This window comes from Paraburkholderia sediminicola (genome assembly GCF_902859805.1).
GTDB lineage: Bacteria > Pseudomonadota > Gammaproteobacteria > Burkholderiales > Burkholderiaceae > Paraburkholderia > Paraburkholderia sediminicola.
In genome coordinates this window covers 32,544-49,619 of the sequence record NZ_CADIKC010000019.1, presented here as the reverse complement: position 1 = coordinate 49,619, position 17,076 = coordinate 32,544, and the positions used below count along the sequence as shown (strand labels likewise).

Genomic DNA, 17,076 nt, shown 5'->3' with positions numbered 1-17,076 from the left:
CACGCAGGAATTTCCATGAAAACCGTTCTGATCACCGGCTGTTCTTCCGGATTTGGCCTCGAGACCGCCCGCTTCTTTCTGGCACGCGACTGGCAAGTCATCGCCACGATGCGCACGCCGCGTGCCGATGTGCTACCGCCTTCAGACCGCTTGCGCGTGCTGGCGCTCGACGTCACGAATCCGGACAGCATTCGCGAGGCTGTCGAGGCTGCAGGCCCAATCGACGTTCTCGTCAACAACGCAGGCTTTGGTGCGGCTTCCCCCGGCGAACTCGTCCCGCTCGCGACAGTGCGCGAACTTTTCGAGACCAACACCATTGGCACGATCGCGTTGACGCAAGCAGTGTTGCCTCAGTTTCGGCAGCGCAAGGCCGGCGTCGTTGTGAACGTTACGTCGAGCGTGACACTGAAGGCGCTCCCCTTGATCGCCGCGTATCGCGCGAGCAAAGCGGCGGTAAACGCATTCACTGAATCGATTGCGCTGGAGCTCGAGCAGTTCGGCGTGCGGGTGCGCCTGGTGCTGCCGGGTCGTGCGCCCGAGACCCGCTTCGGAGACAACGCGCGTACCCGCATGCTCGGCTTCGACCACGAAGCCTATGCCGATCTCGCCAACAGCGTTCTCGCGAGGTTTACGGACACGTCGTCCCCGGTCACCCTGGCACAGGACGTCGCCGAAGCCGTATGGCGCGCGGCGACCGATCCGTCATCGCCGATGCACATCCCGGCCGGCGCTGACGCTGAAGCATGGGCTACCGAGGCTCGCTGAACGACTGACGCCACCGCTCTGAATTTCTGCGCGCTACTGCGTAATACGACAAGGAGATTGTCATGCAGGACAAACCCGTCGCCCTGATCACCGGGGCGAATCAAGGAATTGGTCTTCAGATCGCAAAGGATCTCGCGGGACACGGCTTCACTGTGCTGGTCGGGTCGCGCGATCTCGAACGCGGCGAGGCAGCGGCGAGAGAGGTTGGGCCGGACGCCCACGCGCTCCAGCTCGACGTGACGGATCAGGCTTCGGTCACCGCTGCAGCGGAGCGCGTGGGCAACGAGTTCGGACGCCTTGACGTGCTCATCCAGAATGCGGCCATCTCGAATACGAAGAAGCAGCCGGGTCAGTCCGTCGAGGAGTACGCAAAGACCACGCGCCCGAGCAACGTGAGGCTCGATGAAATGCGCGCAGTGTGGGACACCAACGTGTTCGGCGTGCTCGTTGTGTACCAGGCTATGTTGCCACTTCTGCGCAAGACGCCGGGCTCCCGCATCGTTAACGTGTCGAGTGGCGTTGGGTCGTTGATGACGAACTCGGACTCAGCCTTCCCTTACCGCGCGATCTTCGGCCCGGTCTATCCGGCATCCAAGACGGCTCTCAACGCTTTGACGGTCGCCATGGCTATCGAACTCGAGCCAGAAGGTATCAAGGTCAATGCAGTCTCGCCGGGCTTTACCAGGACGAACCTCAACGGATATGCGGGCACCGAAACCGTCGAGGAAGGCGCTCGCGAGGCGGTGCGCGTTGCATTGCTGGGCCCGGACGGCGCCACAGGAACGTTCACTCGATGGAAAGGGGAAACGATCCCATGGTGATCATTGCGGCGCGGTTTGCTGGCGGTGGCCTGCCGGTGGGCCGATAGACAGCGTCGCCCCGATGGATCTTCCTGCCAGAGACAGCGCAATAGCCGGTCCGGGTGGCCACGCCCAGGCGCCACCGCTGCTCGCCATAGTGGCATCGCCCGCTTTCCACCCAACGAACCAGCAGATGGTTGGCGGACGACTCGAGCACCGTTATCAACAGGCCATGGGCCGCTGCCTGAAACGTGTCCGTGGCGGCAACGTGCATGACTGAAAAGCCTCTAACCGGCGAGGACGTGAAGAAGATCAACGCTCACAATAAGCGTGCAATGCTGCCCGGTTGCGTCGCCTCTCAATAGCGGAGATTTCTCGATGGTATATATCGATATTTTGCATATAACTGCTTGCCCGTTTCGCCGCTTATTTTTTGTCAGGATAGATCGAACAAGCTCGAGTGCAAATCGATACCGGAGCACGGCTTTCTGAAGACACAAAGGTATGTTTCGGTATGCGAATATTCAGGTATCGACAGGTCGACCACGATCGCGAAGCTTAGGGGGCGCGCAGTCGTGATGTCCTCAACTCCTGCCACACCGACAAACGAATGTTTCAAAACGCAATCGTGGCATCAGAGTGCCATTCTTGTGGGGAGACCGAGGGGTAGCGTAGGGGCAGTAACAGCTTTGGAGAATTTATCTTCTGCTGTGTAGATGAACTCAATTCCCTTCCGGAAAATTAACCAAATAACTTCCGTTTTGGGTAATTTAAGCGATCAAATCTCCATGCTTTTGCCGGGCCTGTTACCCAAATGATTTCCGATATCGACAACTTTTAACCATAGAACTTCCGCCGTCGTAGGGGCGCGACCAGGCCAGCAGTTTCACGACCGTCTTGAACAGTCCCGATCAACAACGTCCAGGCGAGAGTCCCGATGCGGCCAGGCGAGGCACGCCGCGGCACCAGCAAGCGCGGCGACGGTAACGCCAAACCCGGTGATCACGGCGTTGGTGACACCCTGACGGATCGCTTCGAACGTGAGAAAGACGAAGACCAGTGCGACTGCCATTCCCACAACGCCGGCGAGAACAGGGTGTTCGCTGAACGCGCGCCTATACCACGAAAGAGCGCACACGCAAACGCAGGGGTGGTCCAGGCATCCGGCTCGCAAAGGCCCGAATTGCGGGCCGAGTCCCGTGTTTTTCGAAGCTTCGCTTCGTCGAATTGCGGCCTAAGCTTTGACTCAATCTTCTGCACCGAAACAACGAGAAAACAGCGATGTCCACACGACTTCACCGGGTGTCTCGCGCGGTCGGTTTTGCCCTCGCCGCCGCGACATTCGTTATATCTGGCACGGTGCTAGCCGGACATCCCACCCGGTTTTCCTCGTTTTCCGCCGACGATCAGATTTTCATCAAGTTGCACGACGCCGCCCGTGACAACGATCCCGCACGTGCCGCGCAACTGGCGAGCCTGATCCCGAATTATCCGGCGCCGGCTTATCTCAGCTATTTCCAGATCAAGCCGCGTCTGTTCAACGGCGCGGGGCATGCGAATCTCGACGCGCCGGACGCACCGGTGCTGTCGTTTCTGCAACGCTATGACGGACAGGCGATTGCCGACCGTCTGCGCAACGACTACCTGCGCGTGCTGGGGGCGCGTCACGACTGGCACGATTTCGATTCGCAATATTCACAGTTCGTCCTGGACGACGACACGCAGGTGAAGTGCTATGCGCTCGAGTCGCGCGCCGCGCGGGGTGAGAACGTGGCCGACGCGGCGCGCGTGCTGCTCGTCGAGCCGAAGTGGTACGGCGACGGCTGCGTCGATCTGATCACCGCGCTCGACCGTAACCAGCAGTTCACTTCGGAGGATGTCTGGCAGAGGATTCGCGAGTCCTACGAACAGGGCGCGACGAAGACGGGCGGCAGACTGGTCGATGCGCTGGGCGCGGCGCGCCCCGATCCGCTGCGCCTCGATCAGGCGACGAACCAGCCGCGTCTGCTGCTCGCGAAAGGCGTCCAGATGGATGCAGCCTCCCATCAACTCGCGCTGCTCGCCATCACGCAGATGGCGGCCAGCGATCCGGCGGCGGCCCCGGCCATCTTCACCGCGATCGCACCGTCGCTTACCCTGGCGGAACGCGCTATAGGCTGGGGCACGATTGCCTATCAGGCGGCGACCCGGCAACTGTCAGGCGCGGTGGACTGGTACCGGTTATCGGCGAACGCTCCCCTGTCGAGCCAGGCCTATGAGTGGCGCACGCGCAGCGCGCTGCTGGCAGGAGACTGGACGATGGTGCGCTGGTCGATTGAGCAGATGCCGGCCGCGCTGCGCGCACAACCCGCATGGGTCTACTGGTACGCACGCGCCTTGAAGCAGAGCGGCGAGGTGGCGGCAGCCGACCAGGAATTCGCAAAGGTCGCGGGAACCTACACTTTCTATGGCCAGTTGGCCTCCGAAGCGCTCGGCCAGCAAATCGTCATTCCGCCACAGACCAAAGTGACCGACGAGGAAGTTGAGAAGGCCGGCCGGACACCGGGCTTCGAACTGGCAAAGCGTTTTTATGCGCTGCGTCTGCGCACGGAAGGCAACCGTGAGTGGAACTGGCAGTTGCGCGGCATGAGCGACCGGCAACTGCTCGCAGTCGCCGAGTACGCACGCCGCATCGAGCTCTATGACCGGGCTGTGAGCACCGCCGACAGGACGCTGACCGAGCATGATTTTTCGCTGCGCTACCTGGCGCCGTTCCGCACGATTGTCGAGCGCGATGCGCAGTCCACCGGGTTCGCTGTCGAATGGGCGTATGGCCTCATTCGCCAGGAGTCGCGCTTCATCATCAATGCGCGCTCGGACGTTGGCGCAGGCGGCCTGATGCAGGTGATGCCGGGCACCGCGGAGATGGTCGCGAGGAAGATTGGGCTCGGTACCATCTCGCAGGCGAGAATGAATGACATCGACACGAACATCCTGCTTGGCACGTATTATCTGTCGATGATTTACAACCAGCTTGACCGTTCTGCCGTGCTTGCGACCGCCGGCTACAATGCCGGCCCGGGGCGCCCGCGTAAATGGCAGTCCAACCTGCCGCGTCCGGTGGAAGGCGCGATTTTCGCGGAGACGATTCCGTTCAACGAAACCCGCGACTACGTCAAGAATGTGTTGTCGAACACGGTCTACTATGCGGCGCTGTTTGATGGCCACCCGCAATCGCTAACGGAGCGGCTTGGCCATATCGAGCCCCGATGACATCGTGCCCAACGCTGCTGCGCTGACCGCACGGGCGCGGTGGTCGCGGCTACATATGCGACACCGAACCACGATCCATCTCTATCTGGATGGCCTATCAGCGGGGAACCGAGAAAGTGAAGGTAAATTCCGCGAGCCGCGACGTTGCGATAATACTGACATCATGTGCAAGTTTGCCGGCGGGTGTTATGTCGAAACGGACCCATCCGACTCACGTTACTGCCCTCACCGGTGCAGCCCGATACGTTCGCTGATCGGCCAATGCCGACATTCAGCTATCGGCGTTGATGAGGTCACTATGGTACGCAATCCGGACGTTCGCGCGGCCCTGGGGCAAACGACTGATCCCAACTTCCGCGAATGCGTACTCTCGACCCGTTGCGGCCTCTCGGATCCTGCATATGAACGTCTGCGGCGAGCTCGAGAGCGGGCGTCCAGCAAGCCCGCTCGCGGTAGCGGACGGCTACGGCGTGTGCTGACGTCTGGACGCGAGAACGCAGCGGCGTAAAGGCCGCACTGAGCGCGTGCAAAAAGCGTTCGCGATCGGGCCCTCCTGCAAGCCCTTTGTTACCGTTGAACCGGTTGATATTCTGGATCCACAAGACCTAGATTGTTGAAATCGCGTAGAGTCGAGGGCCACTCGCGACGCTCTGCCTTTTGCGCGAGCAGGCGACCCCACACTATCCAGCCCTGCCACGACACCCGCTTGTCCCAAGCCACACCCCACTCGCATAACAACGCGAGGCCGCGACGTGCAGCGAGGCACGCCGCATCGAACTCGCCGGCCATCAGATGAAGTTGCGCCAGCAACAGATAAGGCTCTCCGATCCAGGGATTGTGAGCAATGGCGGCCCCCGTCAGATGGCGGGCATGAACCGGCAACGTCAGTGGCATGCTCTGCGAAGTGACTTGCCAGTAGAGTGCGCTGGCCGTCGCTTCGCCCGCCGACGAAAGCGTCTGCGAGCAAGCACCAAATATGGGTGGCAGGGGCAAGTCCAGGGCCGGCAAGTGACGCGCCAGCCGTGACGCAAGGTGCAGCGCCGACGTGCCGGGACGAAATGGCCCCGGCCACAAGGTCACGCTCCAGAGCGGCGCGGCCGGCACGCGGCCGGTCAGGGGATAGCCGGCCATCGTGTCCTCCTGCCAGCTGTACCACTGCTCTATCAGATCAGCGACTGTCACGACCAGAAATACCGCTGTTTGCCGCCGCGTCAGCGTGAAAATCTCGCCATCGGCGCGCGTCAGCGCGAGACCTTGTGCGGGGATTGAATCGCGCGCAAGCAGCTCGTTGACGAACGCAGTACGCGGCATCTTGCAGAACAAATGTATCGTCGCTTCGACCTCTGCACCAAGCTGACCGGCGAGCTCGTCGCGCCCATGTTGCGGATCGAACAGTGCAAGGTCGACATATTCGTTTGAATATACGCTGTGAAACAGTCCGCACAAACAGGTCTCGCGGTCTTGCCCCCACAGCTTGAGCATCCGGTAAACGCCCGTCAGATGGTCGCGGAACGTGCCGTGTTTGTGCCAGCTCTGGCCGGCGCGGCAACGGTTCAGCAGCGTGAGCAATGACGCGTATTCCGGATCGATCACCGCGTGATCGTCCGCGAGCCATGCATCGATCAAAGGGCTGCGGTTGTCTGGCGTCATGCGCTCACCTCTCTGCGTGCAGCAGCGGCGTCCAGCGGGGCCGCGCTGTGGCGCGCGCCGATCAACGCGGCGAGGATCGAGCGAGGGCCGCTGTACTGACGGCGGCCATGGCCGGCTAGCAGGTTGTCGAGCATCAGTAAGTCCCCGGCCTGCCATGCATGCGGCAAGGCACAAGCATCGAGCACTTCCGCAACGTGCAGAACGTCCTCGGCGGAAACCGGCGTTCCGTCACCGTGCAATACCTCGTCGGCGCGGTCGGGGGTATTCCGCAACGCGACTTCGATCCGTTCGGCGAGCGCATGGCGACCGTCGTTTCGCGCCCAACGCAGCGCCGCGATCGGCGAGAAAATGTGCAACTGGTTAAACCAGAGGTCGTCTCCGGTACGGGGATGCACACGGGTCGCGGGCAACACGTCTTGCCACAACTGCAGCGAACCGTCGTCGAGCCATTGCGTACGCCAGCCGCGCATGGCTGCCGCGCGCTCCGCCGCGCTGCGCTCAGTTGTGTTGAACACCTCAGTCCACGGTTTTGGCACACCGGGTCGAAGCGCCGCATGTTCGGGCAGCGGCAGATTGCGGCGCAGTTGCACGCCGCCCTTCTGTCTGAAACGCTGCAACACGCCGCTGTCGATGCGACGGGTCACTTCCCGCATGTCGGCAAGCGTGGTCTCGCCGCCGGCGATGGCAGGTGTCACACAGAAGAACGCGATGCGTTCCGGCGGATTCGCCGTGTACGACATCTCCTGATGGATCGGAATTGAATAGTCGGACGGTACTTCCGTGGCGGTCATGACGCGTCCGCACACAGCCCGGCGCGGCGAGGTGCCGCCAACATAGTCGAGCAGATCGGCGCCGGCAGCGGCGAGCACGGTATCGAAATCCGTCGCGGCATGCAGCGCGGCGAAGCCGCGAATCAGCACAGCGCCGTACTGATCGAGCCGCGCGTCGTACAGTTGGCGATGAGCCGCGAGCCAGTCGCGCACCGTCGCCTGGGCTGCCTGCTGGCCGCGCGTGATGCGCCAGACCAACGGCGCGTGCAGAGCGGCCAGCGGCATTTCTTCAAAAGCGATCATCTAGGTCCTCAAGGTGTTTAAAGCCGGGAGACAGCGACGCGGGCCGGATTTCATTTGTAGCGGGTCAGCGTGGCGAGCGCCGTGGCGATCAAACGTGTGCGTTCGCCGAGCACGCTGAACACGTCGGCGCGGCACACAACCTGGCGGCCCGACACATTCACGACATCGCCCACGCCCACCAGCACGTCGCCCGCGCCGGGCGCCAGCAAGTTGAGCTTGTATTCGCTGGTCAGCACGTCGCCGACCAGCGAGGTTGCCGCCCACGCGCAGGCGCTATCGGCCAGAAAACCGATGACCGCACCGTGCGCGAAGCCATGGTGCATGGTCAGTTCGCGGCGCAGCGGCACCGATAGGGCGACATGGCCCTTGCCATAGGCTTCGAGCTTCGCGCCGAGCCAGATCGCGAATGGCGTGCGCTCGATCACAGCCTCCAGTTGGTCGCGCGGATAGCCCTCGGCGTCGCCCGCGATACGCCGAGGCGAAACATCTTGCGCATGAGGTAACGCCTGCGCTTGACGCGCGCTGTCTTCCCGCATCCGGTGAACGCTCTCCATGCCGTAATCCTCAATGAGCCGGCCGCTTCATGTTGCGTCCTGAATCGATAAGTCCACGCCGGCGGCCACGCTCTCCGGATTCGCCGCCGCAACCGCCCCACCCGCCGCCCCGACGCGTTCGACCCTGCCGGCAAGAAACCGCGTGCGGGTTTCAGCGCGGCGAATTTTTCCACTCGACGTCTTCGGAATTGAACCGGGCTCGACCAGCACGACATCGTGCAGGGTGAACTCGAACGCTTGCAGCACGGCACGCCGGATCGCGCGAATGGCAGCCTGCGCGTCGATACTCCGTCGCACTGAGCGCTCTAATTCCTGCACGAGCACGACATGCGCTTCGTCGATCAGAAACGCCGCTGACGCGTTCTGCCTGAGTCCGGTAAAAGCTTGCTCGGCGTGCCGCTCGACATCCTGCGGATAGATATTCTTGCCGCGCAAAATGAGGACGTCCTTCAACCGCCCGGTGATAAACAGTTCGCCGTCACGCATAAAGCCGAGATCGCCGGTGCGCAGGTAAGCGAGCCTGCCCGGCTCGCCGGCAATGCGGGCGCGCAAGGTCGCGATCGATGCCGCCGGCTGATTCCAGTAGGCGTGCGGAATGTGTGGACCGTGAACCCAGATTTCGCCGACCGCACCCTCGGGCAGACGCCGGGTGGTATGCGGCTCGACAATCGCCAGTTGCTCGCCGGGCAAAGCCTGTCCGCAACCGACCAGTTCGCGCGCGACTTCGGCCCCACGCGGCGCGCGCGCATGGCCCAGCTCGAGCGAAAGTTTGTCGAATGCGGCAATCACCGGCAATGCTTGCGGCGCGCCGCCCGACACCAGCAAGGTTGCCTCGGCCATGCCGTAGCACGGGTACAGTGCCGCGGCGCGAAATCCGAGCGGCGCGAAAGCGGTGGCGAAGTCGCGCAGCGTCTCTGTCCGCACCGGCTCCGCGCTATTGAAGGCGAGTTGCCAGCAGGACAGGTCGAGCGGTTCGTCGAGGATTCGGCGCATCCGCGCGACGCAGAGTGTGTACGCAAAGTTCGGGCCGCCACTGGCGCGCGCGCGATAGTCCGAAATCGCCCGCAGCCAGAGCCAGGGCGACTGCGCGAATTGGGCCGGCGACATCAGCACGCTCAGGCCGCCCAGATAGAACGGCTCCAGCACATTCGCGATCAGTCCCATGTCGTGATGAAGCGGCGCCCAGCCGACAAAGGTCGATCCGCACGGATGGCCCATCGCGATCCGTTGCATCTCCAGATTGGCGAAGAGATTCGCTTGCGTGACACAGACGCCTTTGGGCGAGGACGTCGAGCCGGACGTGTACTGGATGAACGCGAGGCGGTCGGCGTCGCGTGGAACGAAAGGCGTTGTATTGACCGGCGTGGCGTCTGCCCGCGTTGCGCCAGCGAAATCGACCGTCATGCAGCGCACCCTGCGCAATGCGGGTTCGGCTGCGAATCGCGCGGCGGCCAACTCGCGCGCGCCCGGCGTCGTGAGCAGCAGCGCGGGCTGGCTGTCGAGCGCGATCGCCAGCACAGCGTCGCGCATACGCCGACCGTGTCCCGGCGCCAGCGGCACCGGCACGAGGCCGGCATAGTGACACGCAAAAAAAGCGACGATGAACGATAAGCCAGACGGAAACATCAATAACACCCGGCTGCCCGGTGTGGCAGCGCCCAGCAGATCCGCCGCGACGCGTCGCGCGGCGGCGTCGAGTGCGGCGAAGTTCAGCGTCTCTATTTCTCGATTATCTTCGGCGAGAAAAACGAATGCGCGCGCATCGGGCTGCCTCGCGGCCCAATGTTGCGCCAGTTCGACGAGCGTGCGAGGTGTGTCAGGAGCCAACGCCGGCCCCCGTTCGCCGCACGAGCCGCAGCGGCAGCGTCTCGAGGCCACGCAAGATAAGGCTATGGGTCTGCCAGCGCACCGCATCGGTCAGTCGTTCGATCGAGACCGTCCGTTCGACAAGCGCTGAGATGCATGCCTCGGCCTGCAGGCGCGCCAACGCGCCGCCAAGGCATGCGTGCATGCCGCTGCCAAAACCCAGTTGCGCGCCATGGCTGCGTTCGAGACTGGCCCGTTCAGGCGAATCGAACACGCGTGGGTCGCGATTCGCCGCGCCGAGACAAAGCAGAATCTGCTCGCCTCGTGCAATGCCGTGACCGTTGATCTCGACAGCTTGCGGCGCCACTCGCTTGGTGAATTGCAGCGGGGTCTGATAGCGAATGCTTTCTTCGACCGCCGCGTCGATCAAGTCGGGCTGCGCACGCAATCTGGCGGTTTCGGCGGGAAAACGCAGCAGCATGTCGAGCGTGTTGCCGATCAGACACTGGGTCGTTTCGTTGCCGGCCACAAACGACATGATGCAGGCGAATGCAACCTCCGTTTCGCTCAGACGGTCGCCATCGCTGCGCGCGGCGAAAAGCCGTTCGGTCAGCGTGCTGCCGTCGTGCAAACCGGCAGCGCGGCTCGCATGGTCGACGAAGAAGCGAGTCAATTGAGCCGTTGCAGCGATCGCCTGCTCATAGTGCGCGCGCGCCAGCATGCCCGGATCCAGCAGCGCGCGGATTGCACTGACATGGGTGGCGACCTGCTCGCGCGCCTCGGCCGGCACGTCCATCCACGCGCATAACACGTTGAGTGGCAATGGCGCGGCGATCTCGCTGATCGCGTCGATGCTCCCGACGACAAGTGCACGTTCGACCAACGTGTCGACTTCGCGGGCGACGATCGTCTTGAGCTGCGTGATCGCGGCCGGCGTGTACGCCTGATTGATCAATCGGCGCAAGCGCAGATGCTCGGGGCTATCGGTGAAGACGATCGAATTGCGAATGAACTGCTCGATCTGTTGCGCGCCGTCGAGCTTCAGTTTGGCGACACCGCACGTGATGGTCGCCGGGATCAGGCCGACGCTCAGGCGCCGCTCGCGCAACGCGGCCTGCACGTCCGCGTGGCGCGTCAGCACCAGCATGCCGAGCGTGCGCAGATACGGTGCCTCGTCGCGCAGACGCCCATAGAGCGGATACGGATCTTGCCGAAAGCCCGCGTCCAGCGGGTTGAAGCGAACGCGTCCCGGCATACCGGCGCGCTCGCCGCCGGACAGACGGCCAATCACGCTGCTCTCAGCCGCGCCGGCCACGCACTGCGTTTGGGTCAACGGGATGCGGTTCGACACTCATGCCTCGCGATTTTCTGCCCAACGCGCCGAGATCGGTCGCAGCGCAATTCGCAGCAGTCCGATCTTGCCCATGTAGAAGCCCACCGCCGATTGCGTCAGATACGTGAGATAGCGATGGGCCGTCTCTTCGCCGACTAGCGCGACGGCTTCATCGAAGCGATGCCTCAGGTTGCCCGCCCAGCGCTCCATCGTGCGTGCGTAATGCAGGCGATCGTTACGGATCGAGCTGATTTCGAGCACACCGTCCGCCGCCTGCGCGATCTCGGCGAGGCGCGGCAGATCGGCGACCGGGAAAATCGCGTTGTTGATGAATGCGCTCGCATCTTCGCGGCGCATGCTGCCGTATGCAATTGTCTGCAACGACATGCGCCCGCCCGGTGCCATCCAGTCGCGACACTTTTCGAAGAAGTCGCGATACACCGCGATCTTTTCGTCGATGGAATCGGCTGGCTTGGCAAAGTGCTCGAGCGCGCCGATCGAAACAATCGAATCGTAGCGCTGCGACGGCACGTGATCGACCCAGCTTTCCAAACGGATATCGACATTGGCGAGCGCCATCGACCGCACGTACTGCGCCTGATCTTCGCTCAAGGTCAAGCCGACGATATGCTGCATCTGCGGCAAGTGTGCCGCGGCGCTCACGAGGCCGCCCCAGCCGCAGCCGATATCGAGTAGCATGCGCGCGGCGCCGGCGCGCGCATGGTCGAGATGGAACCCGATCTTGCGGCGTTGCGCCGCCTCGAGTGTGTCCGGCGACGGGGCGGTGTCATCCCAAAGCGCCGCCGAATAGGTCATCGTGTCGTCGAGCCAAAGCCTGTAAAAAGCGCGGCTGACATCGTAGTGGTACTTCACGGCGTCGGCAGAGCCGCCGTAAGCAGGCTCCAACGGCCTGGGCTCGGCGACCGCCGTCGCGTCTCTCGCGTCTATCATCGTCGTCTCGTTTCTTCGTCTTCTTTTAGCGGTTCTGATCCGGTTGTGCGTCAGGCGCGCACGCGTCTCGCCACTTCGGCCGCGATGTCGCCCAAGGTGACCTGCTCGAAGAAAATCGAGGGAGCGATCTCGGCGTGCAACCAGTTTTCCATTTCGATGATCATTGAAGTCGTCAGCGCAGAGTCGAGCCCTAGAGAATCGAACTCGTCATCGGGACCGATGGTGGTCGGATCAAGATTGAGCACCTTGCCGATAAATTCCGCGCACCAATAGACGATGCGCTGCTGCTGACTGTCCTGCATGACTGCATTCATAGCTGTTTCTCTCCATTGAAGCCAAAGAAGATCCGCGCCGCCGAGAGGTGGCGCGTCACTGGCTGTCGGCGGACCACGAGGCCGCATGCGTGACGGTGCGCGCGTCGATCTGCTCGCGCGAGGGCACCTTGATGTTCCACGCGAGGCCGAGCGCGCCAAGCAGACGGATGAACCAGAAGCCCGGATCGATCCGGTACCACGCGAGTCCGAACGACGCCGAACCAGGAAACGCATGATGGTTGTGATGCCACGATTCGCCGAAAATCAGCGGCGCCATCCAGCCGATGTTGCGGCTTCGATCGCGCGTGACGAAACATCGTCGCCCGATCAGATGACAAAACGAATTGAGCGACCAGATGCCCTGCGCGAGCATGAACATGCGCACCATGCCGCCCCACAGAAAGCCGCTCAGCAGACCTCCCCACGATCGTTCCAGCAGCGCGCACGCGAGCGCCGGCAACACGAAGCCGAGCGCAACCCAGGTGTAATAGCGGCGCCCGACCGACACGAGATGCCGCTCGCGCAACAGGTCCGGTGCGTACCGCAGCACGTTCGGATAGGGATGCGCGATCATCCAGGTGAAATGCGCGTGCAGAAAGCCGCGCAACTTGTCGCGCTTGCCGGGTCCGTGCAGATTCGGCGAGTGCATGTCGCCGTCGCGGTCGCCGCGTTCATGATGTCGCCGATGCATCGCGACCCAGGAAATCACGCTGCCTTGCCCCGCCATCGCACCTGCTATTGCCAGTAACGTTTGGGTGCCGCGGGTGGTTTGCCACGATCGGTGTGCAAACAGCCGGTGATATCCGGCGGAAATGCCGAGGCCCGACACCACCCACATTGCGAAGCACGCCAGCAATTCAGGCACGCCGGGAGGCCGCCATGCGAGCAGTGCGAGCGCGGCCAATGTGCCAAATAGCGGTAATACGTCGAACAGATAAAAATGACGGCGCTGCAAACGATGCAGATACGGATCGTTCAGCACCTGCTTGCCGCCCGCGACGGCCAACTCTTCGGTGAAAAGCGACTGATATTCCTGCTCGAAATGCGACGTCATCGAATCCTCTGGACAGACTTTGCGAAGTAAATGACACGCCGATGGCATCACGGTACGCGGGGAACAACGGGGAAGGGCCGCCTTCGATCGCAGTGGCTAGTTGGCGATCGGCAGGCAAAACCCGATTGGTCGGTCAGAACAAACGGAAAATCGCTGGTACGAGGAGTGCCGAAGCGCAGCCCATGAGCGCCATGCCGAGCGTGGCGAAGGCCACAGCCTCGGAGCCGAACTCGACGGCACGCGTAATGCCGAAGGTGTGAGAGGTCACGCCCAGCGTAAAGCCTTTCACGGCCGGGCTGTCCACGCCAATAGCTTTCAGCAGGAACGGCGTCAACGTGACTCCGGCGAGGCCAGTAACGAATACACCGAGAATCGTCAGCGGGACCGACCCGCCGATCTTGTCAGCCACCGACAGGGCGATCGGCGTCGTCACGGATTTGGTGCTGAGCGCCCGTTCCATCAGCGGACTCAAGCCGAACACATGGCCCAGCAGCAACGCGCTGCCGGTGACCGCGAGGCCGCCGAGCAGCGTCGCGAGCACGATGGGTAGCAGCACCGCGCGCGCCTTGTGCACGTTCTCATAGAGCGGCACGGCGAGCGCGACCACCGCGGGACCCAGCAGGCTGTGCAGCATGCTGGTGGCGTCGAAGTACTGCTTGTACGGCAAGCCGGTGCCCAGCAACAGGGCCACCAGCGCAAGCGTCGCGATCATGACCGGTTGCAGCACGGGCAATTTTCCCGAGCGAAGATACAGCCAGTTGCCGGCCGAGTAGGCCGCGATCGTCAGCGCAACGAGGCCGAGAGAACTGCTGAAAATCGTCATGGTAAGCATCGGCGTATTGAAAATTATGATGCAACCGGATCGGTTGCAACGTGACGGCGGCCGAGCAGCGTGTTGGCGATCCATGCCGTGGCGAGACAGCCGGCCACCAGCGCGAGAACCAGCACCAGGATCAGACTCAGGATGCCCGGCGGCACGCTGTGAATCAGGTTGACCACGCCGACACAGGTCGGCACCAGCATCAGCGCCAAGTACCGCAGCAATACATCGGACGAAATCTTGAGCGGTGCGTCCACTTTGCCGCGCAGGGTCAGAATGGCAAACACCAGACCGAGTCCGATGATCGCCCCCGGTACCGGTAGCGCAAATCGCGCCGACAGGTAGCTGCCGACGAGATACATGGCGATATAAAAAGCGAAGCCGAACATGATCAGGACTCTCTATCCGAAGCGGCGCCACGGTGGCGCCGGATAGGTACGACTATGGCATCAGCCGGTTAGCGAAAAAAGCGAGTAATTCGCAGCCTCGGATTAGTTTTGTTTACTGCACCTGAGTAACCGGGCACGCACGTTCGTCAGGCGACGCAGTTACGCGGCGCCCCGGCAGCGAATGCTTCGAGGTTCGCCGTCAACTGATCGGCCATTCGCGTGACGGCGTCGCGGGAGGTCCAGGCGTTGTGCGGGGTGATGATGAGATTCGGCAGATTCAGATCCAGCAGCGGATTGCCGCGCCGTGGCGGCTCCTCATGCAGCACGTCCAGACCCGCGCCGCCAATGCGCCCGGCCAGCAGTGCTTCGGCCAGAGCCACTTCATCAATCAGGCCGCCGCGGCCGGTGTTGATCAGCAGCATGCCCGGTTTCATTGCGCGCATCTCGGCTTCGCCAATCAGGTTGTGCGTGTCGGCGCACAGCGGGCAATGCAAGGTGATCGCATCGGCTTCGGCGATCGCGCGATCCCACGCCACGTAGCCGTCGCGCACCGCCTTCGCGCCCTTGCGCTCGACCTGCCACACGCGCATGCCGATCCCCTTCGCCAGGCGCGCCACGCCGCGCCCCAGACTGCCGGAGCCGACCACAGCCAGTGTCATGCTCGACAAATCGCGGATCGGGTGACTCGCGATACAGAAGTTCGTCGCGCGCTGCCAGGCACCGCGTTGCAGGTCGCTGCGGTAGGCGAGCAGATTCCGCGCGAGCACGAACAGCATCATCATCACGTGTTCGGGCACTGCGTCCGATGCATAGTCGCGGATGTTGGACACCGGAATACGACGTTCGCGGCACACGTTCAGATCGATATGATTCGTGCCGGTAGCACATGCGGCGACGAACTTCAGACGCGGCGCGGCCGCCAGAACGTCGGCGCTCAATGTCACCTTGTTCGAGATCAGGATGGTCGCCTCCGACACGCGTTCAATCAGTTCCGAAGGCGCGGTGAGTGGATACTCGCGCCACTCGTGCGGCAATGCGGGCATACGCAACGGTCCCGGCAACGTACTACGGTCTAGAAACGCAATGACTTCCATATCGGACGTTTTTTCTGGTTGAAGTTGAATGGGGTTTCAGCAATGAACGGCTGCGCGCAAGGCGAGTTCGATGCGCTCGACGGCCTCTTCGAGCTTGTGATAGGGCGCCGCGTAAGCAAATCGCACGTGCTCTCTTGCCCGATGCGAGCCGAAGTCGATGCCCGGCGTGAACGCAACGTGGGTACGTGCCAGCATGTCCGCGCAGAACGCCTGGCTGTCCGAGGCGAGTTCTGATGAATCGGCATAGATATAGAAACCGCCACCGGGCACTATGGGGATCCGGAAACCGAGTTCACGCAGAGATGGGATCAGCAGATCGCGTCGCGAGCGAAACTGGCTCTTCCGGTACTCGAGGATTTCCAGGGTCTCCTGGGTGAAGCACGCGAGCGCAGCCTTTTGTGCCAGTGCCGAAGGGCAAATGAACAGGTTTTGCGCGAGCTTCTCGATATCTTTCTGAGCGCCGTCCGGCACGACCATCCAGCCAAGGCGCCAGCCGGTCATGTTGAAGTACTTGGAGAAGCTGTTGATCACGAAGGCGTCGCTGGTCACACTGAGCGCTGTCGAAGCCGGTCCATCGTAAACCAGTCCCTGGTAAATCTCATCGACGATCAACGCTCCATTTCTTGCGCGCACCGCGGCCGCCACTTTTTCGAGCGACGCCTGCGGAATCAGCGAGCCGGTGGGATTGGACGGCGTGGTCAGGAGAACGGCGCGCGTGCGCTCGGTCCAATGCTGTTCCACCAACCCGGCGGTCAACTGATAGTGCGATTCGGGGCCGACGGGCACGCCGACCGCGCGCGCTTCCATGGTGCGGATGAACTGGCGGTTGCAGGGATAGCTGGGATCCGACACCAGCACCTCGTCGTCGCGGCCGAACAGCAACGCACAAACCAGCAGCAGCGCCGCGCTTGATCCGCCCGTGACGATCACACGGTCAGCCGGAACGTCCACGCCGAAGCGGCTCGCGTAAAACTGCGAGATCGCCTCCCGTAGCTCCGGAATACCGAGCGCACACGTATAGCCCAGCGGGCTGTTGCGCAACGCAGCCTCCGCGGCCGCGATCACTGGCTTGGGCGTCGAAAAGTCCGGTTCGCCGATTTCCATCCTGATCACGTCGTGACCTTGCTGCGCCAATGCGCGGGCTGCGTTGGAGATTTGCAGCACGTGAAAATCTGCGATTTCGGAGACGCGGCCGGCCCGTTTGTGGGCGATCATGGTTGA

Annotated in this window: 17 protein-coding genes; 3 read left to right on the top strand and 14 right to left on the bottom strand. The window is 62.7% G+C overall.

Annotation, left to right across the window (positions count from 1 at the left end; genetic code table 11):
* Positions 1–15: 15 nt before the first annotated feature.
* The gene (locus R8871_RS36395) at positions 16–765 is read left to right on the top strand and encodes an SDR family oxidoreductase (protein ID WP_175054743.1); all 750 of its coding nucleotides are present in this window, start codon (positions 16–18) and stop codon (positions 763–765) included.
* Positions 766–827: 62 nt separating this feature from the next.
* Positions 828–1,586 (top strand): SDR family NAD(P)-dependent oxidoreductase, encoded by a 759-nt coding sequence (locus R8871_RS36390; protein WP_175054742.1) that lies wholly within the window; start codon positions 828–830, stop codon positions 1,584–1,586.
* Here the strand turns inward: R8871_RS36390 and R8871_RS36385 are convergent.
* Positions 1,552–1,839 (bottom strand): DUF3331 domain-containing protein, encoded by a 288-nt coding sequence (locus tag R8871_RS36385; protein WP_175054741.1) that lies wholly within the window; start codon positions 1,837–1,839, stop codon positions 1,552–1,554. The two genes, R8871_RS36390 and R8871_RS36385, sit on opposite strands and share 35 nt — an antisense overlap.
* 612 nt (positions 1,840–2,451) lie before the next feature.
* Positions 2,452–2,637 carry a hypothetical protein gene (locus R8871_RS36380; RefSeq protein ID WP_175054740.1) on the bottom strand — a complete coding sequence of 62 codons (186 nt, stop codon included), beginning with the start codon at positions 2,635–2,637 and terminating at the stop codon, positions 2,452–2,454.
* Positions 2,638–2,846: 209 nt separating this feature from the next.
* Between R8871_RS36380 and R8871_RS36375 the strand changes: the two genes are divergently transcribed.
* Entirely contained in the window at positions 2,847–4,817 is a 1,971-nt protein-coding gene (locus R8871_RS36375) for a lytic transglycosylase domain-containing protein (RefSeq protein WP_175054739.1), read from the top strand.
* A gap of 567 nt (positions 4,818–5,384) precedes the next feature.
* On the opposite strand, the gene R8871_RS36370 is transcribed toward R8871_RS36375, so the two are convergent.
* The 12 genes from R8871_RS36370 to R8871_RS36315 all read right to left on the bottom strand — a co-directional run bounded on the left by R8871_RS36370 (position 5,385) and on the right by R8871_RS36315 (position 17,070).
* Positions 5,385–6,467 (bottom strand): DUF6817 domain-containing protein, encoded by a 1,083-nt coding sequence (locus tag R8871_RS36370; protein WP_175054738.1) that lies wholly within the window; start codon positions 6,465–6,467, stop codon positions 5,385–5,387.
* Complete coding sequence (locus tag R8871_RS36365; protein ID WP_175054737.1) at positions 6,464–7,540, bottom strand: TauD/TfdA family dioxygenase; 1,077 nt, start codon at positions 7,538–7,540, stop codon at positions 6,464–6,466. The genes R8871_RS36370 and R8871_RS36365 overlap by 4 nt, the downstream gene beginning before the upstream one ends.
* 50 nt (positions 7,541–7,590) lie before the next feature.
* Positions 7,591–8,094 (bottom strand): PaaI family thioesterase, encoded by a 504-nt coding sequence (locus R8871_RS36360; protein WP_246288009.1) that lies wholly within the window; start codon positions 8,092–8,094, stop codon positions 7,591–7,593.
* A 27-nt stretch (positions 8,095–8,121) separates the two neighbouring features.
* Positions 8,122–9,921 (bottom strand): fatty acyl-AMP ligase, encoded by a 1,800-nt coding sequence (locus R8871_RS36355; RefSeq protein WP_175054736.1) that lies wholly within the window; start codon positions 9,919–9,921, stop codon positions 8,122–8,124.
* Complete coding sequence (locus R8871_RS36350) at positions 9,911–11,251, bottom strand: cytochrome P450 (RefSeq protein ID WP_175054735.1); 1,341 nt, start codon at positions 11,249–11,251, stop codon at positions 9,911–9,913. The genes R8871_RS36355 and R8871_RS36350 overlap by 11 nt, the downstream gene beginning before the upstream one ends.
* On the bottom strand, positions 11,252–12,184 hold the full coding sequence (locus R8871_RS36345) for an SAM-dependent methyltransferase (protein ID WP_175054734.1): 933 nt from the start codon (positions 12,182–12,184) through the stop codon (positions 11,252–11,254). It abuts the gene before it with no gap.
* A gap of 50 nt (positions 12,185–12,234) precedes the next feature.
* Positions 12,235–12,486: an acyl carrier protein gene (locus R8871_RS36340; RefSeq protein ID WP_175054733.1), complete on the bottom strand. Its 252-nt coding sequence runs from the start codon at positions 12,484–12,486 to the stop codon at positions 12,235–12,237.
* Positions 12,487–12,553: 67 nt separating this feature from the next.
* Complete coding sequence (locus R8871_RS36335) at positions 12,554–13,552, bottom strand: acyl-CoA desaturase (RefSeq protein ID WP_175054732.1); 999 nt, start codon at positions 13,550–13,552, stop codon at positions 12,554–12,556.
* A 133-nt stretch (positions 13,553–13,685) separates the two neighbouring features.
* On the bottom strand, positions 13,686–14,375 hold the full coding sequence (locus tag R8871_RS36330; RefSeq protein WP_175054731.1) for an LrgB family protein: 690 nt from the start codon (positions 14,373–14,375) through the stop codon (positions 13,686–13,688).
* A gap of 23 nt (positions 14,376–14,398) precedes the next feature.
* A complete protein-coding gene (locus tag R8871_RS36325) occupies positions 14,399–14,761 on the bottom strand; it encodes a CidA/LrgA family protein (protein ID WP_175054730.1) in 363 nt (120 codons plus the stop codon).
* 146 nt (positions 14,762–14,907) lie between these two features.
* Positions 14,908–15,855, bottom strand: coding sequence for an NAD(P)-dependent oxidoreductase (locus R8871_RS36320; protein WP_175054729.1), 948 nt, complete (start codon positions 15,853–15,855; stop codon positions 14,908–14,910).
* Between the two features lie 36 nt (positions 15,856–15,891).
* Positions 15,892–17,070, bottom strand: a complete 1,179-nt coding sequence (locus R8871_RS36315) for a pyridoxal phosphate-dependent aminotransferase (protein WP_246288007.1) — start codon at positions 17,068–17,070, stop codon at positions 15,892–15,894.
* Between the last annotated feature and the right edge of the window lie 6 nt (positions 17,071–17,076).